General features: G+C 65.0%; 24 protein-coding genes. 12 read left to right on the forward strand and 12 right to left on the reverse strand.

Going from position 1 to position 23433, the window contains the following annotated elements; all coding sequences use genetic code 11:
- The 3 genes from EN853_RS16350 to EN853_RS16360 form a co-directional block, all read right to left on the reverse strand.
- The gene (locus EN853_RS16350) at window positions 1-726 is read right to left on the reverse strand and encodes a GntR family transcriptional regulator (RefSeq protein ID WP_127860902.1); all 726 of its coding nucleotides are present in this window, start codon (window positions 724-726) and stop codon (window positions 1-3) included.
- Window positions 727-846: 120 nt separating this feature from the next.
- Entirely contained in the window at window positions 847-2118 is a 1272-nt protein-coding gene (locus tag EN853_RS16355) for an MFS transporter (protein ID WP_167524497.1), read from the reverse strand.
- 33 nt (window positions 2119-2151) lie between these two features.
- Entirely contained in the window at window positions 2152-2922 is a 771-nt protein-coding gene (locus EN853_RS16360) for an IclR family transcriptional regulator C-terminal domain-containing protein (protein ID WP_127860901.1), read from the reverse strand.
- 100 nt (window positions 2923-3022) lie between these two features.
- Here EN853_RS16360 and EN853_RS16365 point away from each other — a divergent pair, with 100 nt between their 5' ends.
- Genes EN853_RS16365 through pcaF form a run of 3 tightly spaced genes read left to right on the forward strand, consistent with a single transcriptional unit; the run spans window position 3023 to window position 5886 of the window.
- Complete coding sequence (locus tag EN853_RS16365) at window positions 3023-3880, forward strand: CoA transferase subunit A (RefSeq protein ID WP_127860900.1); 858 nt, start codon at window positions 3023-3025, stop codon at window positions 3878-3880.
- Window positions 3877-4680, forward strand: coding sequence for a CoA-transferase subunit beta (locus EN853_RS16370; protein WP_127860899.1), 804 nt, complete (start codon window positions 3877-3879; stop codon window positions 4678-4680). Before EN853_RS16365 ends, EN853_RS16370 begins: the two co-directional genes overlap by 4 nt.
- Window positions 4681-5886 carry a 3-oxoadipyl-CoA thiolase gene (pcaF, locus tag EN853_RS16375; RefSeq protein WP_127860898.1) on the forward strand — a complete coding sequence of 402 codons (1206 nt, stop codon included), beginning with the start codon at window positions 4681-4683 and terminating at the stop codon, window positions 5884-5886.
- Between the two features lie 13 nt (window positions 5887-5899).
- Here pcaF and pobA read toward each other — a convergent pair whose 3' ends face one another.
- The 6 genes from pobA to pcaD are packed head-to-tail and all read right to left on the reverse strand — an operon-like array spanning window position 5900 to window position 10701.
- Complete coding sequence (gene pobA, locus EN853_RS16380) at window positions 5900-7072, reverse strand: 4-hydroxybenzoate 3-monooxygenase (protein WP_127860897.1); 1173 nt, start codon at window positions 7070-7072, stop codon at window positions 5900-5902.
- A complete protein-coding gene (locus EN853_RS16385; RefSeq protein ID WP_127860896.1) occupies window positions 7072-8124 on the reverse strand; it encodes a 3-carboxy-cis,cis-muconate cycloisomerase in 1053 nt (350 codons plus the stop codon). The genes pobA and EN853_RS16385 overlap by 1 nt, the downstream gene beginning before the upstream one ends.
- A gap of 11 nt (window positions 8125-8135) precedes the next feature.
- Window positions 8136-8750 carry a protocatechuate 3,4-dioxygenase subunit alpha gene (gene pcaG, locus EN853_RS16390; RefSeq protein WP_127860895.1) on the reverse strand — a complete coding sequence of 205 codons (615 nt, stop codon included), beginning with the start codon at window positions 8748-8750 and terminating at the stop codon, window positions 8136-8138.
- Window positions 8750-9502: a protocatechuate 3,4-dioxygenase subunit beta gene (pcaH, locus tag EN853_RS16395; protein ID WP_127860894.1), complete on the reverse strand. Its 753-nt coding sequence runs from the start codon at window positions 9500-9502 to the stop codon at window positions 8750-8752. Before pcaH ends, pcaG begins: the two co-directional genes overlap by 1 nt.
- Window positions 9495-9896, reverse strand: a complete 402-nt coding sequence (pcaC, locus tag EN853_RS16400) for a 4-carboxymuconolactone decarboxylase (protein ID WP_127860893.1) — start codon at window positions 9894-9896, stop codon at window positions 9495-9497. The genes pcaH and pcaC overlap by 8 nt, the downstream gene beginning before the upstream one ends.
- The gene (gene pcaD, locus EN853_RS16405) at window positions 9889-10701 is read right to left on the reverse strand and encodes a 3-oxoadipate enol-lactonase (RefSeq protein WP_127860892.1); all 813 of its coding nucleotides are present in this window, start codon (window positions 10699-10701) and stop codon (window positions 9889-9891) included. The genes pcaC and pcaD overlap by 8 nt, the downstream gene beginning before the upstream one ends.
- Window positions 10702-10793: 92 nt before the next feature.
- Here pcaD and pcaQ point away from each other — a divergent pair, with 92 nt between their 5' ends.
- The 9 genes from pcaQ (at window position 10794) to EN853_RS16450 (ending at window position 20707) form a co-directional block, all read left to right on the forward strand.
- Window positions 10794-11711: a pca operon transcription factor PcaQ gene (pcaQ, locus tag EN853_RS16410; protein WP_127860891.1), complete on the forward strand. Its 918-nt coding sequence runs from the start codon at window positions 10794-10796 to the stop codon at window positions 11709-11711.
- Window positions 11712-11891: 180 nt separating this feature from the next.
- Complete coding sequence (locus tag EN853_RS16415; protein ID WP_127860890.1) at window positions 11892-13208, forward strand: ABC transporter substrate-binding protein; 1317 nt, start codon at window positions 11892-11894, stop codon at window positions 13206-13208.
- Window positions 13209-13226: 18 nt separating this feature from the next.
- Entirely contained in the window at window positions 13227-13967 is a 741-nt protein-coding gene (locus tag EN853_RS16420; protein ID WP_281061504.1) for an ABC transporter ATP-binding protein, read from the forward strand.
- Window positions 13964-14692, forward strand: coding sequence for an ABC transporter ATP-binding protein (locus EN853_RS16425; protein WP_127860888.1), 729 nt, complete (start codon window positions 13964-13966; stop codon window positions 14690-14692). The genes EN853_RS16420 and EN853_RS16425 overlap by 4 nt, the downstream gene beginning before the upstream one ends.
- The gene (locus EN853_RS16430) at window positions 14689-15585 is read left to right on the forward strand and encodes a branched-chain amino acid ABC transporter permease (RefSeq protein WP_127860887.1); all 897 of its coding nucleotides are present in this window, start codon (window positions 14689-14691) and stop codon (window positions 15583-15585) included. Before EN853_RS16425 ends, EN853_RS16430 begins: the two co-directional genes overlap by 4 nt.
- The gene (locus EN853_RS16435; RefSeq protein WP_127860886.1) at window positions 15582-16643 is read left to right on the forward strand and encodes a branched-chain amino acid ABC transporter permease; all 1062 of its coding nucleotides are present in this window, start codon (window positions 15582-15584) and stop codon (window positions 16641-16643) included. The genes EN853_RS16430 and EN853_RS16435 overlap by 4 nt, the downstream gene beginning before the upstream one ends.
- Window positions 16644-16645: 2 nt before the next feature.
- Window positions 16646-17431 carry a coniferyl-alcohol dehydrogenase gene (locus EN853_RS16440; RefSeq protein WP_127860934.1) on the forward strand — a complete coding sequence of 262 codons (786 nt, stop codon included), beginning with the start codon at window positions 16646-16648 and terminating at the stop codon, window positions 17429-17431.
- A gap of 34 nt (window positions 17432-17465) precedes the next feature.
- Window positions 17466-18911, forward strand: a complete 1446-nt coding sequence (locus EN853_RS16445; protein WP_127860885.1) for an aldehyde dehydrogenase — start codon at window positions 17466-17468, stop codon at window positions 18909-18911.
- A 134-nt stretch (window positions 18912-19045) separates the two neighbouring features.
- On the forward strand, window positions 19046-20707 hold the full coding sequence (locus tag EN853_RS16450; protein ID WP_127860884.1) for a sulfatase-like hydrolase/transferase: 1662 nt from the start codon (window positions 19046-19048) through the stop codon (window positions 20705-20707).
- Window positions 20708-20716: 9 nt separating this feature from the next.
- Here EN853_RS16450 and EN853_RS16455 read toward each other — a convergent pair whose 3' ends face one another.
- The 3 genes from EN853_RS16455 to EN853_RS16465 are packed head-to-tail and all read right to left on the reverse strand — an operon-like array spanning window position 20717 to window position 23341.
- On the reverse strand, window positions 20717-21571 hold the full coding sequence (locus EN853_RS16455) for a sugar phosphate isomerase/epimerase family protein (protein ID WP_127860883.1): 855 nt from the start codon (window positions 21569-21571) through the stop codon (window positions 20717-20719).
- A gap of 4 nt (window positions 21572-21575) precedes the next feature.
- Window positions 21576-22352 carry an ATP-binding cassette domain-containing protein gene (locus tag EN853_RS16460; RefSeq protein WP_127860882.1) on the reverse strand — a complete coding sequence of 259 codons (777 nt, stop codon included), beginning with the start codon at window positions 22350-22352 and terminating at the stop codon, window positions 21576-21578.
- Window positions 22349-23341, reverse strand: a complete 993-nt coding sequence (locus EN853_RS16465; RefSeq protein WP_127860881.1) for an ABC transporter permease — start codon at window positions 23339-23341, stop codon at window positions 22349-22351. The genes EN853_RS16460 and EN853_RS16465 overlap by 4 nt, the downstream gene beginning before the upstream one ends.
- Between the last annotated feature and the right edge of the window lie 92 nt (window positions 23342-23433).

The raw sequence follows: 23433 nt of genomic DNA on the forward strand, positions 1-23433 counted from the left end.
TCAGAACTCCAGGTGCAGCGCGAAATGCGCCGGGTTGAGCAGGCTGGTGACGAACTCGATGGCGCGGCCGTCGGCGGCGCGCGTCAGGCGTCGCGTGCGCAGGAACGGCGTGCCTAGCGCGCAGTCGAGGATGGCGGCATCGGCCGCGCTCAGCATGTCGATGTCGGCCCATTCCTCGCCATGGTCCGGCACCAGCCCTGCCCCACGCAGCGTCTGGTGCAGCGAGCCTTCGCGCAGGCCGCGCAGCGGCACATCTTCGAGCTCGGGTGACAACGGCAGGCGGCTGCGCTCGATCGAGATCGCATGGCCGTCATCGGCGTTGGTCCGGACGCGGTCGACGGCAATGAAGGACGGGTTCTCGACACCGAGCCTTGCCGCCAGATCGGCGTCCTCGATGATCTCGAGCCGCAGCGTCCGGGTTTCGGCATTGGCGCCCGCATTGGCAAGCGCGCGCGACCAGCCGATCGCGTCATCGACCGGCATGCCGTCGAAGGTGACGAAGGAACCGATGCCGACTTTGGTGGTGATAAGCCCGCGGCTGGAAAGCTCTTCCAGCCCTTTGCGAACCGTGTTGCGGCTGACGGAGAAGCGTTGGACGAGCTCGTTCTCGCTCTGCAGGCGATCGCCGAAGCCGAGCACACCGGAGCGGATCTCATGCTCCAGCACCGTCGCGATCTGCTCGGGCTTGCCCGTGCCGGGAGTGAGATGCATCGCGCGACGAGCCATATCGATACCTGTTCAATGAACCTGTATAATCCTGTTCAATAGTGCGTTTGGAATGCGCCGTCAATTGCGAAGAGGTCCGCGAGAGAGGGCAACCCTTCGATCCTGAGCCCAGGGAGCGCGTCAGCGTTCCTCCGGCGGCTTCAGCTCTCGGAACTGCATCAGCAACAGCAAATCGTAGGCGATCTTCAGCGCCCCACAGATGAGCAGTGGCCATGCTCGGAATGATGCAGCGAACAGAGCACCCGCCAGGATGGGGCTGGCCGAGGCGGCCAGGCTGCGCGGTACCGACGTGAAGCTCGCGGCGGCTGCCCGTTCCGCCTCCGTGACGACGGCCATCACGTAGGACGAGCGGGTCGGCACATCCATCTGCGACAGGGAGGCCCGGATCAACAGGAGGACAAGCGCCAATGGGAGCGTGGGCGCCAGCGCCGCCAGCATCAGAGCGATGCTGGATGGAATATGCGTGAACACCATCGTGTTGATCAGGCCGATGCGTCGAGACAGCCGGGCGGCCACAGGAAACGAGAGCGCCGACAGGATGCCCGACCAGAAGAAGAAAACAGCTGCCTGCGAAAGCGAGAGGTTAAATTGCTCGAAAAGCCAAAGGGCGAGCAGTGATTGGACGACAAAGCCTCCCGCGAAGGCATCGAGACTGAACAAAGCCGCAAGCTTGAAGACAATACGGCGCGAGGGACCGAGTGCGGCGGCTGTGCCAGTATCCGATACCGGGCGGTGCGGGATGCACGCGTAAAGTGAGCCACCGAGCAGGCCGAGAAGCGCGTAAAGGACGAACATAGCCTTGATGCCGGCCAGTCGGTCCAGACCAACCGGCGCTAGAAGATCAGGTGTCCCAGCCGCTAGTCCGCCCGCGGCGCCTGCGAACGCGCCCACAAGGCTGTAGCGTGCGAACATCCTGGTACGCTCGCGCTGCGAGACCTGGCGCGTGAGCACTGCGTGCTCCAGTGGCACGAACACGCTGACACTGCCGGCCGAGGGATTGATCGTGCCGGCGAGCGCGACGACCAGAAGCAAAGCGTAGTCATGGACGACGGCAAAGGCCACGCCCGTGGCAATCATCAAACCGGCGCCAGCCAGCAGGAGTTGACGATGATCGTGTCTGGCGCCGAGGAACCCGACACCTATGGTCAGCAGCGCGGAACCAAGGAGCGACGCCGTGGCGATAACCCCGACCTGCAAAGGCGTGAATCCGAGGGCGAGCAGGTAGACGGGCAGCAGCACGGCCACGAAACCGTCGCCGAAATCCCGCAGAGCGCGGGCGGCAAGGAGCAAAATCGCCGGATGTATCCGCTCCAAGGTCTGGTCTTTCGACAATTGCAGCCAGCAGCGCCACTGCTTCGCAGTCTGGCTCTTGGCTGGAAGTGACGATATCATGCCGGGAGTGCGAGCGAACGAGATTGGCCGTCACTAAACGAAGAAGAATTCCTCCACCTGCTGCTTGGCCTTCAGCAGCACCGGCAGGATCTCGCGTTCCATCGCCTCGACCGAGAAGCGCACCGACTGGGTCGAGACGTTGATCGCGGCAACGGTGCGGGCGGCGCGATCGTTGATAGGCACGGCGATCGAGCGCAGGCCGAGTTCCAGTTCCTCGTCGACGATGGCAAAGCCATCCGACTTTGCCTTCTCTATGGCCTTGCTGAGTGCGGCACGGCTGGTGATCGTCTTTTGCGTCCGCCGCTCGATCTTCGCCTCCGCGAGGAAGGACTTCTGCTCCTCTGCCGCCAAACCGGCGAGCAGCACCCGTCCCATCGAGGTGCAATAGGCCGGCAACCTCGTGCCGACGTCGAGCGCCACGCTCAAGATCCGGCGGCCGGGAATGCGCGCGACATAGACGACGTCCTCGCCCGACAGCACCGCCGCGTTGCAGGCCTCGTCGAACCGCCCCGCCACCTCGCGCATGATCGGCGCAGCGAAAGTCCACAGCGAAGCGCCGCCGAGCCATGTCCGGGCGACGGTCAACAGGCGCGGGGACAGCGAAAACAGCCGGCCTGACTGTGTCGCGTAGCCCGTGGCTACCAGCGTCAGTAGGAAGCGGCGAGCGCCGGCGCGGGTCAGCCCAGCTTCCTCGGCCATCTCGGTCAGCGTCATGCCGGCCGGATGGCGGGCGAGGATCTCCATTACCGCCAGCCCGCGTTCCAGCGAGCCGACATGATCGCGCGTATTTGCTTCGTCTTCCACGGAGGTTTCCAGGCTGGCGTTGACTCTGGTCAGGGCGTTGCGATAAGAATATCGCATACAAAACTAATGTTCGCAATGCGAACTTTTCGGAGGCGTCACGATGGTCAAGTTCCTGCCGCTGCAAGAGGCCGTCGCAGAGAATTTGCATGATGGCGATACGGTCGCCTTCGAAGGCTTCACCCACCTGATCCCTACCGCCGCCGCGCATGAGGCGATCCGCCAGGGCCTTCGCGACCTGACGCTGATCCGCATGACGCCCGATCTGATCTACGACCAGATGATCGGCATGGGCATGGCCAAGAAGATCGTCTTCTCCTACGTGGGCAATCCGGGCGTCGGCCTGCTTAGGCGCGCCCGCGACGCTATCGAGAACGGCTTTCCGCGAGCAATCGAGGTCGAGGAGCATAGCCACGCCGGCATGGCCAACGCCTATGACGCGGGTGCGGCCGGCCTGCCCTGCGCGGTGTTCCGCGGCTATCGCGGCGCCGGTCTCGCCACAGTCAATCCGAACATCAAATCCGTCACCTGCCCGTTCACCGGCGAAGTGCTGGCCGCCGTTCCGGCGATCCGGCCCGACGTCACCTTCATCCACGCGCAGAAGGCCGATCGCAAAGGCAATGTGCTCGTCGAAGGCATCATCGGCATCCAAAAGGAAGCCGTGCTTTCGGCAAAGCGCGCGGTGGTGACGGTCGAGGAAGTGGTCGACAGTTTCGACGATCTCCACCCCAATCTCACCGTGCTGCCGAACTGGACGATCGCGGCGATCTCGGTCGTGCCGGGCGGCTCGCACCCCTCCTACACGCATGGCTATTACGAACGCGACAACGCCGCCTACCTCGAATGGGACGAGATCGCCGCCGATCGCGACCGTTTCCAGGCCTGGATGCAGAAGAACGTCCTCGAGGCCAAGGCAGACGACTTTGCCGCCCGCGTTGAGCATCTGAGGAAAGCCGCATGAGCGACACCAAGGATTTGGGCTTCACCCCCAACGAGATGATGACGATCGCCGCCAGCCGCGCGCTGAAGAGCGATGACGTCTGCTTCGTCGGCATCGGCGCGCCGTCGGCCGCCTGCAACGTCGCCCGGCTGACCCATGCGCCCGACATCACGCTGATCTACGAGAGCGGCACCATCGGCACCGCGCCGGACGTCCTGCCGTTGTCGATTGGCGACGGCGAATTGTGCGAGACCGCTGTCACCACGGTCGCCGTGCCGGAGATGTTCCGCTACTGGCTGCAGGGCGGCCGCATCTCCATCGGCTTCCTGGGTGCGGCCCAGTTGGACAAGTTCGGCAACATCAACACCACCGTCATCGGCGACTATGCGCACCCGAAGACCCGCCTTCCCGGCGGCGGCGGCGCACCGGAGATCGCCACATCGTCGAAAGAGGTCTACATCACCATGGCCCAGTCGAAGCGCGGCATGGTCGAGAAGATCGATTTCTTCACCTCCTTCGGCCACGGCGAAGGCGGCGACCACCGCCGGCGCCTTGGCATCGACACCGCCGGCCCGACGCTCTTGATCACCGACCTCGCCATCTGGAAGCCGGACCCCGTGACTAAGGAATTCACCGTTGTGTCGCTGCATCCGGGCGTCACTCGTGAGCAGGTCCAGGCGACCTGTGGCTGGGTCGTAAGATTCGCCGAGGCTCTTGACGAGACGCCCGCGCCGACGGAACTCGAGCTGACGACATTGCGCGACCTGCAGGCCCGCACCAAGGCCGCGCATGAGGGGACCGCCAAAGGGAAAGCCGCATAAATGACTGACGCCTTCATCTACGACTACATCCGCACGCCGATCGGCCGCTTCGGCGGCGTGCTGTCCTCGGTGCGCGCCGACGATCTCGCCGCCATCCCGCTGAAGGCGTTGGTCGAACGCAACTCGGGCGTCGACTGGGCGGCTGTCGACGATGTCGTCTATGGCTGCGCCAACCAGGCCGGCGAGGACAACCGCAACGTCGCGCGCATGGCGCTGCTGCTTGCTGGCCTCCCGCAGGAAATCCCCGGCTCGACCGTAAATCGTCTCTGCGGCTCGGGCATGGATGCCGTCACCATCGCCGCGCGCGCCATCAAGGCGGGCGAGGCCGAGCTGATGATTGCCGGCGGTGTGGAATCGATGAGCCGCGCGCCTTTCGTGATGCCGAAGGCCGACACCGCCTTCTCACGCCATGCCGAGATTTACGACACCACCATCGGCTGGCGCTTCATCAACCCGCTGATGAAGAAGCAGTACGGCGTCGATTCCATGCCGGAGACGGGCGAGAACGTCGCCGAGGATTTTTCCGTCAGCAGAGCTGACCAGGACGCTTTTGCCGTGCGCAGCCAGGACAAGGCGGTCGCGGCGCAAGCCAGCGGCCGGCTGGCGAAGGAGACCACGCCGGTGACGATCTCGCAGAAGAAAGGCGATCCGGTCGTGGTGTCGAAGGATGAACATCCGCGCGCCGGCACGACCATCGAGACGCTGGCCAAACTGCCGACGCCGTTTCGCCAAGGCGGCACGGTGACGGCCGGCAATGCCTCCGGCGTCAACGACGGCGCGGCCGCCCTCATCATTGCTTCAGAAGCGGTGGCGAAAAAATACGGCCTGACGCCGATCGCCCGCATCCTTGGGGGTGCCACGGCTGGTGTCGACCCGCGCATCATGGGCATCGGCCCGGCGCCGGCCACGAAGAAACTCTGCGCCCGGCTCGGCCTCAAACCAGACCAGTTCGATGTCGTCGAATTGAACGAAGCCTTCGCCTCGCAAGGCATCGCGGTGCTGCGCCAGCTCGGCATCGCCGAGGACGCAGCACACGTCAATCCGAACGGCGGCGCCATCGCGCTTGGCCATCCGCTCGGCATGTCCGGCGCCCGCATCACTGGCACGGCAGCGCTGGAGCTGCGCGAGCGCGGCGGCCGCTATGCGCTCGCGACCATGTGCATCGGCGTCGGCCAGGGGATTGCGATCGCGCTGGAACGGGTTTGACCGCTCCAATCGATCAGTACGGCAGGCCGACGTAGTTTTCGGCTAGTGCCGTCGAGGCCGCCTTCGAGTGCACAAGATAGTCGAGCTCGGCTTCCTGGATGCGCTGGCCGAACGCACCTGTCTCCGGAAAGCGGTGCAGGATCGTCGTCATCCACCAGGAGAAGCGCACCGCTTTCCACACACGCGCCAGCGCCCTGGCTGAATAGGCGTCGAGCCCTGCTTGCGATTTGTCGGAAAAGAATTCACGAAGCCCGGCAAAGAGATAGCGCACGTCGCTGGCAGCGAGGTTGAGGCCCTTCGCGCCCGTCGGCGGCACGATATGGGCGGCGTCGCCGACCAGGAACAGCCGGCCGAAACGCATCGGCTCGGCAACGAAGGAGCGCAGCGGCGCGATCGACTTTTCGAAGGATGGGCCGGTGGTGATGGCAGCAGCAGTCTGCGACGGCAGCCGGCGTCTGAGCTCGTCCCAAAAACGGTCGTCGGACCAGGCCTCGACGCGCTCATCGGCGGGGACCTGCACATAGTAGCGGCTGCGGTGCGGCGAGCGCATCGAGCATAGCGCAAAGCCCCGCTCGTGATTGGCGTAGATCAGCTCATGATCGGCCGGCGGCACCTCCGCCAGCACGCCCAGCCAGCCGAACGGATATTGCCGCTCGAAGGTCCTCAGCGCGCCTTCCGGCACCGAGCGGCGGCTGACGCCGTGATAGCCGTCGCAGCCGGCGATGAAGTCGCAGTCGATGCGATGCGTGACGCCGTCCTTGCAGTAAGTGACGAAAGGTGACGCGCCGTCGAAATCGTGCAGCGCCACATTGGCGGCTTCGTAAACGGTGACGAGCCCCGCTGCCTCGCGCTTGTCCATCAGATCATGCGTCACCTCGGTCTGGCCGTAGACGGTGACGTGCTTGCCGCCGGTGAGCGCGGTGAGATCGATACGATGCAATCTGCCGTCGAAGGCGAGCGAAATGCCGGAATGCGGCAGGCCTTCGGCATGGAGCCTGTCCGCGGCACCCGCTTCGCTGAGCAGGTCGACCGTACCCTGTTCGAGCACGCCGGCGCGCACGCGGCCAAGCACGTGCTCGCGGCTTGAGCGTTCGAGGATGATCGTCTCGATGCCGATGGTTGCAAGCAACTGGCCGAGCAGCAGGCCGGAGGGGCCCGAGCCGACGATAACGATTTGTGTGCGCATCAGTGTCCGAGACTTTCGATCTGTCCTGCAAGTTCCGCGGCCTGTCGCAAGGCCGCCGCTGTCGCCACCACCATCTGCGGCAGGACAAGCCATTCCAGCGTCCAGGCGGCGCCCGACCGCTCCTGCTCATGCACCAGCGCCTGGTGCATGCCGGCAAGCTGGGTGGCATTGAATCGCGCGAGCCCTGTCAGCGCCTCCGCCTTCACCGGGTTCTGCTTGTGCGGCATCGTCGACGAGCCGCCGCCGCCTGAAAGCTTTATGTCTTTGCCGGCCTGCGCCATCAGCGCGATGTCCTGGCCGAACTTGCCGAGACTGCCGGTGGTGAGCGACAGCCAGCCGGCGAACTCGGCCAGCGCATCGCGCTGGCTTTGCCACTGCGGTGCATCGCCAAGGCCGAGTTTGGCGGCGAGCGCCGCGCGCACAGCCGGTGCTTTGTCGCCGAGTTTTTCCAGCGTGCCGGCGGCGCCGCCGAACTGCACCACGAACAGCCGGCTGGACTGTTCCTTCAGGCGCTGCTGGTGGCGCTCGAGCGGCGCCCGCCACGAAACGATCCGATCCTGGACTGTCATAGGAATTGCCGGCTGCATGCGCGTCGTCGCCATCAGTGCCCTGCCCCCGAACTCCTGTTCGAGGTTGGCGAGCCGCACGATGTTCTCGCTGAGCAGCAGGCCGATGTGGTCGACCGCGCCGCGCAGCCTGAGCACCAGCGAGCTATCGATGACGTCCTGGCTGGTTGCGCCGAAATGAACGACGGCATTGTGTGGCTCGCCGACGGCTGCCTGGATCTGGCGTACCAGCTCCGGCACCACGACACCGTCCCTGGCAACGCCGGCTCTGAGCTTGGCCGTATCGAGCCGGAACGATGCCAGCGCTGAGCCGATTGCCGTTGCGGCGTCTTCGGAAATCACACCGCACTCGGCCTCAGCCTCGGCCAGCGCCCGCTCGAAACCGAGCATGGCGTCGATGTCGGCTTCCACCGAAAAATGCCTTGCCGCCTCCTCGTCGCCGAGCAGGCCTGAGAGCAGCGGATGGTCAAACGGCGATACGGTCATGTCGCGGCCGGTCAGCTGTCGAAGAAGACCGTCTCCTTCTCGCCCTGCAGGTGGACGTCGAAGACATAAGCATCGCCCTGGCGCTCGGCGATCAGCGTCGGCACGCGCACCCGGTGCTCGATGCGGGCAAGGATCGGGTCCTCCGCGTTGGCCTTTTCCTCGTCGGAGAAATAGAGCCGCGTGTTGAGGCCGATATTGATGCCGCGCGCCACGATCCACAGGCTGATATGCGGCGCCATCAGCCGGCCGTCGCGGAACGGCACACGGCCGGGCTTGATCGTGTGGAACCGGCAGACACCGGTTTCCGTATCTGTCGGCTGGCGGCCCCAGCCCAAAAAGTCCGGATTGGCCGTACCGCGCAATTCGGCGGGCGAATTGTAGAGGCCGTCGGCATCCGCCTGCCAGATCTCGATCAGCGCGTCCTTGAGCGGCGTGCCGGTGCCGTCAAGCACGCGGATGCGCAATTCGATGCGCTCACCCTTGGTCTGCTCGTTGACCATCTCGGAGCCAAGATCGCTGTCATAGACGCCGCCGATGCCGCAGAAATTGGGCGTCAGCCCGATATGCACATAGGGTCCGGCAGTCTGCGAAGGGCTCTCCTTCAGCCGGTCGAGCGACTGTGTCATCAATTGCCCTCCGGTCTGTTCTCGAACAGCGTCGAGCGCCGCCCGCGCAGCACGATGTCGAACTTGTAGGCAAGCGCGTCCATCGGCATCGTCGCCTGCATGTCGAGCGCGGCGATCAGCGCTTCGATGGCAGCCTTGTTGGAAATGCCGCCGACGATCGGACAGCGCCAGATCAGCGGATCGCCTTCGAAATACATCTGCGTGATCAGCCGCTGCGCAAAGCCATGGCCGAACGCGGAAAAATGGATGTGCGCCGGACGCCAGTCATTCGGGCCGTTCGGCCAAGGATAGGGCCCGGGCCTGACCGTGCGAAAGGCATAGCCGCCGTCCTCGCCGGTGATAGTGCGGCCGCAGCCGCCGAAATTTGGATCGAGCGGCGCGAGATATCCATCCTTCTTGTGACGGTAGCGACCGCCGGCATTGGCCTGCCAGAATTCGAGCAGCACGCCGGGCACACCTTTGCCGCGCTCGTCGAGCACGCGTCCATGGACGATGATGCGCTCGCCGATGGGGCTCTCGCCGGGTCTCGCGAAATTGTGGATCAGGTCGTTGTCGAGCTCGCCGAGCATGGCATGGCCGAACGCCGGGCCAGTGAGTTCCGACAGCGTGTTGTCGAAGGCGATCAACGCCTTCTGCGGCGAGCGCAGCACCGAGCTCTTATAGTTCGGCGTGAACGCCGGCGGATGCCATTGGCGGTCGCGCTGGTAGAAGGCGCCGGTTTCCGGCGTCCGGTTGGAGCCGGGCTCACGCATGGGCGTCGTCCATCTGTGCGAACACCTCCTTGGCGATCTTGAAGGCGCGGTTGGCCGCCGGCACGCCGGCATAGATCGCGACATGCAGGAAGGCTTCGCAGATATCGTCGCGCGATGCGCCCGTGTTGGCGGTCGCGCGCACATGCATTGCCACCTCCTCGTCATGACCGAGTGCTGCAAGCAGCGCCAGCGTCACGATCGATCGCTCGCGCTTCGACAGGCCGGGACGCGCCCACACCGTTCCCCAGGCAGCCTCGGTGATCAGCTGCTGGAACGGCCGGTCGAATTCGGTCGCCGCATCCTCGGCGCGGTCGACATGCGGGTCGCCGAGCACGGAGCGGCGGACCTCGAGCCCGGTCCGGTATCGGTTTTCGTTCTTGGAGACGTCATCCATGGGCATGCTTTCCCTCAGGCAACGACGCGACGAAGTCGCGGATCAGGTTGGCGAGCGCGTCGGGCTGCTCGATGCAGGGAATGTGCCCGGCACCGCGGATCACTTCGAAGCGCGCGCCGGGGATCAGCTCGGAAAAAGAACGAACGAGATCGGGCGGCGTCGAGCCGTCCCGGTCGCCGACGATGCAGAGCGTCGGCGCCGCGATGCGGCGCGCGCTGTCGGTGAAATCGGCGTCGCGCACCGCCATGCAGGTGCCGATATAGCCGGGCAGCGCCTGCCTGGTCAGCATATTGCGGCAGCCGGCAAGCTCGGCGGCGCGGTTGGTATGGAAATCCGGCGTGAACCACACTTTCATGATGCCGTCGGCAATCGCCTCGATGCCGTCGCGCTCGAGCGTTGCGATACGCGCATTCCAACTTTCGGCCGTGCCGATCTTGTGCGCAGTGTCGCTCAGAATCAGGGCCTCCACGATCTCCGGGCGGCGGGCATGGAGCCGCTGCGCCACCATACCGCCGACTGACAAACCGCAAAGTACGACCTTGTCGAGGCCAAAATGATCGATGAGCGCACTCAGATCGTCGACATGATCGTCGATCGAGCGCACGCCGCCGCCGATATCGGAGAGCCCATGGCCACGCTTGTCGTAGACGAGCATCGGCATTTCGCCGGCAAGCTGCGCGACGATGTCGTCCCAGATCCGGAAGTCGGTGCCGAGCGAATTGATGAAGATGATCGGGCGCGAAGTGCCGGTCGCCTCGATGGCGCGATGATGCAGCGTGACGCCGCCGATGCTTACGAATGGCACGATTTCAATCCTCCAAAGCCACATTGCACGAGCTATTTGGTTCGGTAAAATGATATTTTGCGGCGTTTCATTAACTACGGGGTTATCGAACCATGGCCGAGAGCCGAATCCGCTTCCGCCATTTGCAAACATTCCTCGAGGTTGCGCGGCAAGGAAGCGTGGCGCGCGCCGCCGACCTTCTGCATGTCAGCGCGCCGGCGGTGACCAAGACGTTGCGTGAACTGGAGGAGGCGCTCGGCATCGCCGTGGTCGAGCGCGACGGCCGCGGCATCCGCGTAACGCGGCACGGCGAAATCTTCCTCGGCCATGCCGGCTCGGCAATCTCGGCGCTAAAGCGCGGCGTCGATTCCGTCAGGCAGGACGGCGCGCTGAACCGCCATCCAATCCGCATCGGCGCGCTGCCGACCGTCTCGGCGCGGGTGATGCCGCTGGCAATGACTCTCTTCCTCCAGGAGAACACGAGCGCCGCGATCAAGATCGTCACCGGCGAGAATGCGGTGCTGCTCGAACAACTGCGCGTCGGCGCCCTCGACCTCGTCGTCGGCCGCCTCGCGGCTCCGGAAAAAATGACCGGCTTCTTCTTCGAGCATCTCTATTCCGAACAGGTTCTGTTCGTGGTGCGGGCCGGGCATCCCCTATCGGAACCGGGCGCGGACATCTTCGCCCGTCTCGACGAATTTCCAGTGCTGATGCCGACAAGGGAATCCGTCATCCGTCCCTTCGTCGACCGTCTCTTCATCACCAATGGCTTGACCGCGCCAGCCACCGAAATCGAAACCGTTTCGGACTCCTTCGGCCGCGCCTTCATGCGCCAGAGCAATGCTGTCTGGATCATCTCGGCCGGCGTGGTCGCCAATGAGATCGCCAGCGGCGCCTTCGTCGCCTTGCCCGTCGACACCGAGGAAACCAAGGGACCGGTCGGCCTGACCATGCGCACCGACACCGCCCCCTCGCCCGCCTTCACTATCCTGCTGCAGACCATTCGCGAGGCGGCGCGGCATCACGCCTGACGATCGGCTGATCAGTTTCGAATTCACTAACCTTGCGGTTAATGAAACACCGCAAAATATCATTTTACCGAACCAAACCGCTAGTGCAATGTGGCTGCGGAGGATCGAAAGCCGCGCCATCTGGCTGCAACCGGGAAACCGGATTGCCGCCGCATGGAATGGCCCCTGAGGGAGGAGCAGATGTCCAACGCTATCGGCGGCAAAACCGCAATTTCCGGCATTTCACGACGCCAGTTCATCGCCACTTCGGTGGCCGGCGGCGCGGCACTAGCATTCGGCCGCGGCAGGGCGTTTGCCCAGGCCGCCGACACGCTCAAGGTCGGTTTCGTCAGCCCACGCACTGGCCCGCTTGCCGGCTTCGGCGAAACCGACGGCTACGTGCTCGACCTTGCCCGCAAGGCTCTGGCCAACGGCGTCGAGCTCGGCGGCAAGAAATACAGCGTCGAGATACTCGATCAGGACACGCAGTCCGATCCGTCCCGCGCCGGCCAGCTTGCCAAGGACCTGATCAACAACCAGGCGATCGACCTGATGCTCGCGGTCTCGACGCCGGAGGTCATCAACCCGGTGGCCGACGCCTGCGAAGCTGCCGGAGTGCCGTGCCTGTCCACCGTGATGCCGTGGGAGGCCTGGTATTTCGGCCGCGGCGCCAAGCCCGGCGCGCCCTCGCCCTTCAAATGGACCTATCATTTCGGCTTCGGCGTCGAGGAATTCTTCAAGGCCTATATCTCGCAGTGGAACCTGATCGAGACCAACAGGAAGGTCGGCGTCATGTATCCCAACGACGCCGACGGCAACGCCATCCGCGCTCATCTGGCGCCGCTGCTCGCCAAGCAGGGTTTCACCATCGTCGATCCCGGCGCCTATGAGACCGGCACGACCGACTATTCCTCGCAGATCGCGCTGTTCAAGCAAGAAGGCGTCGAGATCTTCAACTCCTTCCCGATCCCGCCGGATTTCGCCGCCTTCTGGCGGCAGGCCGCGCAGCAGGGCCTGACAAGGCAGATCAAGATCGCCCAGGTCGCCAAGACCGGCCTGTTCCCGTCCGATATCGAGGCGCTGGGTGATCTCGGCATGAAGCTTTCGAGCGCCGCCTACTGGCATAAGGCCTTTCCCTACAAGTCACCGCTGACCGGCGTTTCAGGTACCGAGCTCGCCGACGGCTACGAGGCAGCGAGCGGCAAGCAATGGACGCAGCAGCTCGGCGCCTCGATGTCGCTGCTCGACGCCGGCTTCGAAGCCCTGAAAGCGAGCGCCAACGCCAAGGACAAGGCGGCGGTGGCCAAGGCGCTGAGCACGCTCAAGACCGAGACCATGATCGGCAAGGTCGACTTCACCAGCGGCCCGGTCGCCAATGTCTCGCCCGGCCCGATCATCGGCACGCAATGGGTGGCCGCCAAGGAAGGCGGCAAGTTCCCGCTCGACTACGTCGTGACCGAGAACGCCACCGACCCAAAGGTGCCGGTCGAAGCCAAGCTCCAGCCGTATAACGGCTGATCCGTTGGGAATCGCATCGTGACCACTTCGCCAAACGGTGCGATCCTCAGTGCCACCGGTATCCACAAGCGCTTCGGCGCGCTGGTCGTGCTGGACGATATCGACTTCGCCATGAAAGCCGACCAGGCTGTCGGCATTGTCGGCCCGAACGGCGCCGGCAAGACGACGCTGCTCAGCGTGCTTTCCGGCGCCTATCCGCCGAGCGCCGGCACCATCGCCTTCAAGGGCGGCGACGTGACGTCGCTGCCGGCAACGCAGCGCTGCCGACTGGGGCTCGTGCGCACGCATCAGGTGCCGAAGCCCTTCGGCGGCATGACCGCTTTCGAGAACGTCTTCGTCGCCGCCTCGCATGGCGCCGGCCTTGGCCGCGATGAGGCCTATGAGGAAGCGCTTGGCTCGCTGAAGCTCTGCGGCATGCTGGGCGTTGCCAACCGGCGCGCCGAGACGCTGGGCCTGCTCGACCGCAAGCGGCTGGAACTCGCCCGTGCGCTCGCGGCGAAGCCGACGCTGCTCCTGCTCGATGAGATCGGCGGCGGGCTGACCGACGGCGAGGCCGGCGAACTGGTCGAGACCATCCGCGAATTGCGCCACCGCAGAATAGGCATCGTCTGGATCGAGCATATCGTCCACATCCTCTTGCAGGTGGCTGAACGGCTGATCTGCATGGATGCGGGAAAGATCATTGCCGACGGCGATCCGCAGGCAGTGATGGCCGATCCGCAGGTGATCGGCGCCTACCTCGGCGGGGGCCCGAAATGAGCCTGCTGTCGGTCGAGGATCTCGTTGTCCGCCATGGCCTTCTGCAGGCGGTGCGCGGTGTCAGCTTCAGCGTCGAGCGCGGCGAAACACTGGCGCTGGTCGGCGCCAACGGCGCCGGCAAAACGACTCTGCTTCGGGCGATCGCCGGGGCGCACCAGGCCGCCTCCGGCCGCATCCTGTTCGATGGAACCGACCTTACAGGCGTGCCTTCGCATGAGCGTGTTCGCGGAGGCATCGCATTGGTGCCGGAAGGCCGGCGGCTCTTCGTGCAAATGTCGGTGGAGGAAAACCTTCTGCTTGGCCGCACGGCGGGTCGGCCGGGGGACTGGAACGTCGACAAGGTGCTCGAGACCTTCCCGAACCTCAAGCCGCGCCGCCACGCCAAGGCCGGGCATCTCTCCGGCGGCGAGCAGCAGGCGACCGCCATCGGCCGCGCTCTGATGAGCAATCCTGAACTGCTCTTGCTCGACGAGGTCTCGCTCGGCCTGTCGCCGCTGGTCGTCGATCGTGTCTATGCCTCGCTGCAGGGGCTGATCAGTTCCGGCACGACGATCATCCTCGTCGAGCAGGACCTCAATCGGGCGCTCTCCGTCTCCAACAAGGTCATTTGCATGCTGGAGGGGCGGATCGCGCTCACCGGAGATAGCAAGAATGTCTCTCGCGAGGACGTGACGAAGGCCTATTTCGGGCTGCACCGGAAAAGCGCCGGGGGTGTTCCGGCATGAGCAACCAGATCGTCCAGGGCATCCTGCTCGGCGGCTACTACGCGCTGATCGCCTGCGGCCTCTCCTTCATGTTTTCGGTGATGCGCATCATCAACCTCGCCCATGGCAGTCTCGCCGTACTGTCGGCCTTTGCGCTGTGGCTGCTGGCGTCGCGCTTCCACATTTCGCCATTCCTCGGCCTCATCATCGTGCTGCCGTTGATGGCCGCAATCGGCTGGGCGTTGCAGCGTTTCCTGCTCGAACGCAGCGCGCGCGGCGGCGCGCTGCTGCCGATCCTGACGACGTTCGGCTTGGCGATTGTGATCGACAATCTGCTGTTCGAGCAGTTCGGCGCCGACACGCGCTCGCTGGCGCCCTTCATCGGCAGCCTGTCCTACGATTCCTGGGAATGGCCGGGCGGCATCTATGTCGGCAAGCTGGCGGTCGTCATCTTCGTCGCGGCCGTCGTTCTGCTCGGCGGATTGCAACTGTTCCTCACCCGCACCGGGCTCGGCCGCTCGATCCGCGCCACATCGGAAGACCCAGACACCGCTGGTCTGGTCGGCGTCGATGCGCGGCGCGCCAACGCCATCGCCGCCGCGATCGCCATGGTGAGCGTGGGCCTCGCCGGCGCCTTCCTCGGCATGCGCGCCACCTTTGATCCCTATGCCGGCGCCACGCAATTGCTGTTCGCTTTCGAGGCGGCTGTCATCGGTGGCGCCGGCTCGCTCTGGGGCACGCTGATCGGTGGCATCATCTTGGCGCTGGCGCAGACGCTCGGCGCCAAGGTCCATCCGCAAGGTTTTCTCATCGGCGGCCATGTCGCCTTCCTGATCGTGCTGTTCATCCGGCTCTACATGTCCGGCCTTGGCCTGCGAGGTCTGCTGCGCCTCTCCATGGGGAAGACGTCATGAGCGCCGTCTCCCCGATCATCGAGCGCGGCACCGCCGCTTCACGCGTCGCCGGAACTGGCGTCGCCGCCATCATCGTGCTGCTCGCGATCGCGCCGCAGTTCCTCTCGGCCGGCGCAGTCGACCGCATGACCGCGCTGTTCATTTATGTGATCCTGGCCGCCATGTGGAATGCGCTCGCCGGCTTCGGCGGGCTGGTTTCGGTCGGCCAGCAGGTGTTCTTCGGCCTCGGCGCCTATTTCGCCATTCGGCTGGCCAATGCCGGGCTCAATCCTTTCATCTCGCTCTTTGTGTCGGCTGTCATCGTCGGCATGGTGTCGTGGCCGATCTCGCTGTTCATGCTTCGTTTGAAGAACGGCGAGTTCGCCATCGGCATGTGGGTGATCGCCGCGCTCACCCATCTACTCGTCAACCTGGACCGGCTGATCCAGGGCGAGACCGGCACCTCGCTGATCTCGCTCAACGTCTACGATGCGTCGACCAGACGCGTGACGGTCTATTGGCTGGCGCTGGCCGCGATGACGGCGCTGCTCGCCATCCTGTTCGGCCTGCTGCGCGGCAGCACGGGTGCTGCGATCCGCGCCATCCGCGACAATGAGGATGCGGCCGCTTCCGTCGGCGTGCGCGTCACCGGCACCAAGCGGCTGCTCTTCGTTCTCGCCGCCTTCGGCATCGGCGTCGCCGGCGCGCTGTGGCTGGCGACCGCAATCACCTTCCAGCCCAAAACCTATTTCAGCGTGCAGTGGACCGCCTACATGGTCTTCATGGTGCTGGTCGGCGGCATCGGCACCTTCGAGGGCGCCATCCTCGGCGCTCTGCTGTTCTTCCTCATTGAGACCTGGTTCGGCAGCACCGGCGTCTGGTACCTGGTCGGGCTCGGCGCGACGGCACTTGTGTTCTCGCTGCTGTTGCCGCGCGGCCTGTGGGGCACGCTGGAAGAGCGCCTCGGCTGGCGCCTGCTGTCGGTCGGCTACCGCGTCAAGCCTCCTGTCAACGCCATGGACACAACTGGCGAGATCACTTCGCTGGGGCAGACAACGACATCTCGGGAGAAGGCGTGAGCATGCTGTTCGGCAAGACGATCCTTATCACCGGCGCCGCCTCGGGTATCGGCGCCCGCGCAGCTGAACTCGCGGGCCAGCTTGGTGCGGACGTGATCGGCGTCGACCTGCGCGAGCCGGGCGGACACCAGGGCGTCTTCGTCAAGGCCGACATCTCGTCCAAGCTCGGCGTCGATGACCTGGTCTCGCAGCTACCGCAACGCATCGATGCACTCTGCAACGTCGCCGGCCTCTCCGGCAACACCGGCGCGGCGGCGACGCTCGCCGTCAACTTCTACGGCCTGCGGGCGCTCTCGGAGGCGCTGGCGCCAAAACTTCGCGAAGGCGGCGCCATCGTCAACGTCGCCTCGATCGCCGGTTTCGGCTGGCGCGCCAACCTTAACCGCGCCGCCTCGATGATCGGCGTCGAAGGCTTTCCCGACGTCGCCAGAGTGATCGCCGACCATGCCGTCAAGGACGAGGAAGGCTATCCGGTCTCGAAGGAACTGCTGCTTTTGTGGACCTTCCGCGCCGCGCATCAGGAGCTGTTCAAGAGCCGCGGCATCCGCGTCAATGCCGTGAGCCCCGGCCCGGTCGAGACGCCGATCCTGAAGCAGTTCCGCACCGTGCTCGGCGACGCCCGCGTCGACAGCGACATTGCGAGAGTCGGCCGCGCCGGCACATCGGGTGACATCGCGCCGGCGGTGCTGTTCCTGTGCTCGGACGGCGCGCGCTGGATCAATGGCGCGAACCTGCCGGTCGACGGCGGCCTTGAAGCATCGATCAACGCCGAGGTGCTCGGCTTTTGATTTGCGACGCTCCACCGCGAGCAAGGAGAGACTCATGGACATCGGACTTCTGATCGACGGCGACGAACGGGCGGCAACCGGCAAAGCCTCGTTCGAGCGCCTGGACCCGTTCACCGGCAAGCTGGCGACGCGCGCCGCGGCGGCAAGCATTGCCGACGCCACTGCCGCCGTCGATGCGGCGGCCGCCGCCTTCCCTGCCTGGTCGAAGACCGGGCCGGGCGAGCGCCGCGCCCTGCTGTCCAAGGCGGCCGATGTCATGGCTTCCAAAGTCGGTGAATTCACGAAGCTGATGATAGAGGAGACCGGCGCGACCGCCCCTTGGGCCGGCTTCAATGTCATGCTGGCTTCCAACATGTTGCGCGAGGCAGCCGCCATGACGACGCAGATCTCTGGCGAGGTCATCCCCTCCGACAAGCCCGGCACGCTCGCCATGGCGATCCGCCAGCCGGCCGGTGTCTGCCTCGGCATCGCGCCATGGAACGCGCCGGTGATCCTCGGCACCCGCGCTCTCGCCATGCCGCTCGCCTGCGGCAACACAGTGGTGCTGAAGGCCTCGGAGATGTGCCCCGGCACCCATCGGCTGATCGGCCAGGTGCTGGTCGAGGCCGGCCTGCCGAAGGGTGTCGTCAATGTCGTCTCCAACGACCCGAAGGACGCGGCGGCAATCGTCGATGCGCTGATCGCGCATCTGGCGGTCAAGCGCGTCAACTTCACCGGCTCGACCAAGGTCGGACGGATCATTGCCGAGCTCTCCGGCCGGCACCTGAAGCCGGCGCTGCTCGAACTCGGCGGCAAGGCGCCGCTGGTGGTGCTGGACGATGCCGACATCGACGCCGCGGTGAACGCCGCGACCTTCGGCGCATTCATGCACCAGGGCCAGATCTGCATGTCGACCGAGCGCCTGATCGTCGACGAAAAAATCGCCGACGAATTCGTTGCCAGGCTCGCAGCTCGCGCAGCGCAGCTTCCGGCCGGCGATCCGCGTGGCCATGTCGTGCTGGGCTCGCTTATCAGCAGCCAAGCCGCCGACAAAATGGAGGAGCTGATCGCCGATGCGACCTCGAAGGGCGCGAAGCTCGCTGCCGGCGGCAAACGCATTGGCACCGTCGTGGAAGCGACGCTGCTCGACCACGTGACACCTGACATGCGCGTCTACGCGGAAGAATCCTTCGGCCCGGTCAAGCCGGTGATCCGGGTCAAGGGCGAAGACGAAGCGGTGCGCGTCGCCAACGACACCGAGTACGGTCTGTCGTCCGCCGTCTTCAGCCGCGACATCCGCCGTGCCATGGCAGTCGCCGCACGCATCCAGGCCGGCATCTGCCACATCAACGGCCCGACCGTCGGCGATGAGGCGCAGATGCCGTTCGGAGGTGTGAAAGGTTCCGGCTACGGTCGTTTCGGCGGCAAGGCGTCGATCGCCGAGTTCACCGACCTGCGCTGGGTCACGATCGAGGATCCGGGCCAGCACTATCCATTCTGATCCTGGAGATCCCGCTGGTGCCATCCACCGGCGGGTTCGCAGGCCTGCGTGTCGGCGGCATTGTTGCGTTGAGTGGAAAAGCCTCGGCTATTCTGCCATTACCATCCCTTCGGAAATCACTCCGACGGACGGCAATGACCTCAAAACGAAACGTGCTTTTCATCATGTGCGACCAGTTGCGGTTCGACTATCTGGGCTGCGCCGGACATAAGAGTTTAACCACGCCGAACATCGACCGGCTCGCCGACCGCGGCGTGCGTTTCACCAACGCTTATGTGCAGTCGACGGTGTGCGGCCCCTCGCGCATGAGCGCCTACACCGGCCGCTATGTCCGCTCCCACGGCTCGACGCATAACGGCGTGCCGCTCAGGGTCGGCGAGCCGACGCTGGGCGATCACCTGCGCGAAGTCGGCGTGCGCTGCGCACTCATTGGCAAGGCGCACATGCGAGCCGACGAGGAAGGTATGGCGCGGCTCGGCATCGCCAGGGATTCGATTATCGGCGTGCGCGTCGCCGAATGCGGCTTCGAGCCGTTCGAGCGTGACGACGGCCTGCATCCTTCGACCAGCTACGACCCCGATCCGGCTTACGACAGCTATCTGCGCGAACAAGGCTTCGATGCCGACAATCCCTGGGAGCATTGGGCGAATTCCGGCGAAGGCGAGAACGGCGAGAATTTCAACGGTTGGCTGCTTGTCCATGCCGACAAGCCGGCGCGCATCCCCGAGGAGCATTCCGAAACACCCTACATGACGCGACGCGCCATGCGCTTCATCGAGGAGGCCGAGGCCAAGGGCGAAGCCTGGTGCGCGCATCTTTCCTACATCAAGCCGCACTGGCCCTATATCGTGCCGGCGCCCTACCACGACATGTACGGCAAGGCGGACATCCAGCCGCCGATCCGCAGCGAGGCAGAGCGCGTCTCACCGAATCCTATCTTCGAAGCCTTCCAGCAGGAGCGCTACTCGAAGAACTTCTCGCGCGACGAGGTCCGCGAGACGGTCGTCCCCTGCTACATGGGACTCATCAAGCAGATCGACGATCAGCTCGGCCACCTGTTCGACTTCATGGAAAAGTGGGGCCTGTTCGAGAACACGCTTATCGTCTTCACCTCGGACCATGGCGACTATCTCGGCGACCATTGGCTGGGCGAAAAATACCTGTTCCACGACGTCGCGGTGAAGGTGCCGATGATCGTCTATGACCCGCGTCCCGAGGCCGATGCCACGCGCGGAACGACATCCGACGCGCTGGTCGAGATGATCGATCTTGCACCCACCTTCCTCGACTATTTTGGTGGCAAGGCCAAGCCGCACATCCTCGAAGGCCGCTCGCTCCTGCCCTTGCTTTCCGCCGAACGGAAGAGTCTGCGCAATTTTGCCGTCAGCGAATACGACTACAGCGGCGACGCCGCGCGGCTGAGGCTCGCCATGCCGGTTCCGGACTGCAAGCTCTACATGATCACCGACGGCCGCACCAAACTCGTCCACGGCGAAGGTGTGGAGCCGATGTTCTTCGATTTGCACAGCGATCCCGGCGAGTTGCGCGACCTCGGCCTGGAGCCGTCGGTGGCGGCCGACATCGAGCGACTACGGAAAGCGCTCATGCGCTGGCTGGCGTTGCCCAACAATCGCATCACCGTCCCCGACGAATGGCTGACGGAGATCGGCGACAAGATCGAGCATTTCGACCCAATCCTCGGTTCCGGCGTGCTCATCGGCTACTGGGACGAGGCAGAGCTTGCCGAACAGCAGGAGGCGCGCCGCCGCTGGCTAGCACGCCAGGCCGGCAAGTAGGGCGTTCGGCTATCCGAGAGTGAGACCCGCCTTGCGCGCCTCCTCGCGCAGGAAGGGCAAGCCGACCTCGATGACATCGCGCGGGTCTTCCGCCACCGGGCGCCAGACCGCGAGGCCGCCGGCGATGTCCACATCAACATGGTTCATGCTTTCGAGCGTGATCGCGCCCTGATAGCCGATGTCGGCGATCGCCTTCATGCAGGCCGCCCAGTTGAGCATGCCGCGCCCCGGCACGCCGCGATTGGCCTCCGACACATGCACATAGCCGAGGAAGGGCGCCGCGGCTTCGAAGCCCGCTGCAAAGCTCTCTTCCTCGATATGCATGTGGTAGGTGTCGAGATGGATGAAGATGTTGTCGGCGCCGATCCGTTCGATGATCCGCGCCGCGTCGATGCCGCGGTTCATGAGATGCGTCTCGTAGCGGTTGCAAGGCTCGATGCCGAGCTTCAGGCTGCGCGACTTCGCCGACTTCGCCGCGCGTTCGAGGAAGCGGCACATGCCGTCGATCTCCCTTTGCGTCGGCGCCCGCCCGGTGGTCTTGCCGATCGTGCCATAGGTGACGCCGCCAAGCGCCTCGCTGCCCACCTCGTTGCAGACCTTGAAGGCCGGCTGCAGGAAGTCGAGCGCTTCCTCCGGCCGCTCGACCACGTCCAGCGCCCGCGGCAAGCCGAGAGAGGGGATCAACTGCACGCCGTAGTGGTTGGCGAAGCCGCGCGTGCGCTTGGTGTCGATCTCCTCAGGGCGCAGCAGCGGGATCTCCATCAGGCCGATGCCGAGTTCCTTCAGCCGGTCCATCTGCGGCTCGATGCGCGCCAGGTCCCAGACCGGGGCGATGGCGAAAGTGTGCAGTCCAAAGGTATTCATAAGCTCAGCCTCGTTGCTCATGCGCCGCCGCGGCGCTGATATCGCCGCCGCCGACGATGCGGCTGACGACTTCATTCATGTTGGTCTTGCTGGTGACGAGATCGGCGTCGGCCCGGCCGTGGCGCAGCACGACGATGCGGTCGGTGACAGACAGCACGTCGTTCAGCCGGTGCGAGATCAGGATGACGGCGATGCCTTCCGATCTCAGCCGCCGGATGAGGTCCAGCACGCTCTGCACCTCGCGCACCGCAAGGGCCGCCGTCGGCTCGTCCATGATGACGAGCTTCGGATTGAAGGTGAGTGCGCGGGCGATCGCAACCGTCTGCTGCTGGCCGCCGGAGAAGGAGCCGACGGAACGGTTGATCGACGGGAGGCGCGCGCCGAGCCGCTCGATCATCCGCGTCGCTTCGCGGTCCATCGCCGCCTTGTCGACGAAACCGGGAAACAGGCCGAATACCTTCTTGGTCGGCTCACGACCGAGGAAAATGTTCGATGCCACGTCCTGCTGCTTGGCCAGGGACAGGTCCTGGTAGATCATTTCGATGCCGAGGCGCCGCCGCTGGCCGGGGTCGAGCGCAAGGATGTCCTTGCCGTCGAACTCGATCGAGCCTGTGTCGGCGCGGTAGATGCCGGTGATGGTCTTCATCAGCGTCGACTTGCCGGCGCCATTGTCGCCGACCAGTCCGACCACCTCGCCGGCGGCGACCGACAGGTCGACGCCGTGCAGCACGTCGACCGCGCCAAAACTCTTGCGGATGTTGTGGAGCGAAAGGAGCGTCATACGCGCGACTCCTTCCGCACCTGGTACTGGTCGATGAAGACCGCGAGGATCAGCACCGCGCCGATCGCCATCTGCTGGTAGTAGGATTGCACGGCAAGCAGCGTCAGCCCGTTCTGCAGCACGCCCATGATCAGCGCGCCGATCATCGTGCCGAGGATCGAGGCGCGGCCGCCGAACAGGTTGGTGCCGCCAATGATCGCGGCTGTGATCGCAGTGAGCTCGTAGTTGATGCCGGCGGTTGGATCACCAGCATTGACGCGGGCGGTGAAGAGCAGACCCGCGAGACCGGCGAGCGCGCCGGAGAGCGTGTAGATGATGCGGCGGTGATGCTCGACGCGGATGCCGGCCGCGCGGGCAGCACTCTCACTATCCCCCAGCGCCAGCGTGTGGCGGCCGAAGCGCGTATAGGCGAGCACGCAATGCGCGACGATCGCCGTCAGCACGAAGATGATCACCGGCATCGGAATGCCGAGGGGCCTGCCTTGCCCGATATAGACGATCTCGGACGGCAGGCCGTAGATCGCCCTGCCCTGCGAGATGACGAGCGCCAACCCGCGCGCGAGACCCAGCATGCCGAGCGTCACGATGAAGGCCGGCACGAAGGCGCGGGTGACGAGCTGGCCGTTGATGTTGCCGGCGATGGCGCCCGCGAGGATGCAGGCGACCACCGCGAAGACCGACGGCCAGCCTAGATTGACCGCGACGAAGGCGCCCGCAACGCCGGCGAGCCCCATGACCGAGCCGAGCGAAAGGTCCAGCCCGCCCGAGCCGATGACGAAGGTTGCGGCGATCGCCAGCACGCCGATCGTCGAGGTGGCGAGCAGGATGTTGAGGAAATTGCTGAGCGAGAGGAAGAAGGGGGACAGCAGCGCCATCGCCGCGCTCAGCGCCAGAAGCACGACCAGCGACTCCAGCCTGATGTGGAGCCGTTCGACGGATGCGCGCTGCACCCGAGCCCAAAAACCGGGCTGCGCCGTTTCGGAAGCCATATTTTTTCACCCTTCGGGTAAGGGAATAAGGGAGTAAGGCAGTAGGGGAATAGGGAAATAAGCTAATCGGGACGAACTCGGAGGGGTGCAAA

Origin of the sequence: Mesorhizobium sp. M1C.F.Ca.ET.210.01.1.1 (assembly GCF_004791585.1) — a bacterium.
Lineage (GTDB): Bacteria > Pseudomonadota > Alphaproteobacteria > Rhizobiales > Rhizobiaceae > Mesorhizobium.

Coding starts and splice junctions, on each gene's coding strand:
- EN853_RS16350 (WP_127860902.1), bottom strand. CDS start 726: ATGGCTCGTCGCGCGATGCATCTCACTCCCGGCACGGGCAAGCCCGAG.
- EN853_RS16355 (WP_167524497.1), bottom strand. CDS start 2,118: ATGATATCGTCACTTCCAGCCAAGAGCCAGACTGCGAAGCAGTGGCGC.
- EN853_RS16365 (WP_127860900.1), top strand. CDS start 3,023: ATGGTCAAGTTCCTGCCGCTGCAAGAGGCCGTCGCAGAGAATTTGCAT.
- EN853_RS16370 (WP_127860899.1), top strand. CDS start 3,877: ATGAGCGACACCAAGGATTTGGGCTTCACCCCCAACGAGATGATGACG.
- pcaF (WP_127860898.1), top strand. CDS start 4,681: ATGACTGACGCCTTCATCTACGACTACATCCGCACGCCGATCGGCCGC.
- pobA (WP_127860897.1), bottom strand. CDS start 7,072: ATGCGCACACAAATCGTTATCGTCGGCTCGGGCCCCTCCGGCCTGCTG.
- EN853_RS16385 (WP_127860896.1), bottom strand. CDS start 8,124: ATGACCGTATCGCCGTTTGACCATCCGCTGCTCTCAGGCCTGCTCGGC.
- pcaG (WP_127860895.1), bottom strand. CDS start 8,750: ATGACACAGTCGCTCGACCGGCTGAAGGAGAGCCCTTCGCAGACTGCC.
- pcaH (WP_127860894.1), bottom strand. CDS start 9,502: ATGCGTGAGCCCGGCTCCAACCGGACGCCGGAAACCGGCGCCTTCTAC.
- pcaC (WP_127860893.1), bottom strand. CDS start 9,896: ATGGATGACGTCTCCAAGAACGAAAACCGATACCGGACCGGGCTCGAG.
- pcaQ (WP_127860891.1), top strand. CDS start 10,794: ATGGCCGAGAGCCGAATCCGCTTCCGCCATTTGCAAACATTCCTCGAG.
- EN853_RS16415 (WP_127860890.1), top strand. CDS start 11,892: ATGTCCAACGCTATCGGCGGCAAAACCGCAATTTCCGGCATTTCACGA.
- EN853_RS16425 (WP_127860888.1), top strand. CDS start 13,964: ATGAGCCTGCTGTCGGTCGAGGATCTCGTTGTCCGCCATGGCCTTCTG.
- EN853_RS16430 (WP_127860887.1), top strand. CDS start 14,689: ATGAGCAACCAGATCGTCCAGGGCATCCTGCTCGGCGGCTACTACGCG.
- EN853_RS16435 (WP_127860886.1), top strand. CDS start 15,582: ATGAGCGCCGTCTCCCCGATCATCGAGCGCGGCACCGCCGCTTCACGC.
- EN853_RS16440 (WP_127860934.1), top strand. CDS start 16,646: ATGCTGTTCGGCAAGACGATCCTTATCACCGGCGCCGCCTCGGGTATC.
- EN853_RS16445 (WP_127860885.1), top strand. CDS start 17,466: ATGGACATCGGACTTCTGATCGACGGCGACGAACGGGCGGCAACCGGC.
- EN853_RS16450 (WP_127860884.1), top strand. CDS start 19,046: ATGACCTCAAAACGAAACGTGCTTTTCATCATGTGCGACCAGTTGCGG.
- EN853_RS16455 (WP_127860883.1), bottom strand. CDS start 21,571: ATGAATACCTTTGGACTGCACACTTTCGCCATCGCCCCGGTCTGGGAC.
- EN853_RS16460 (WP_127860882.1), bottom strand. CDS start 22,352: ATGACGCTCCTTTCGCTCCACAACATCCGCAAGAGTTTTGGCGCGGTC.
- EN853_RS16465 (WP_127860881.1), bottom strand. CDS start 23,341: ATGGCTTCCGAAACGGCGCAGCCCGGTTTTTGGGCTCGGGTGCAGCGC.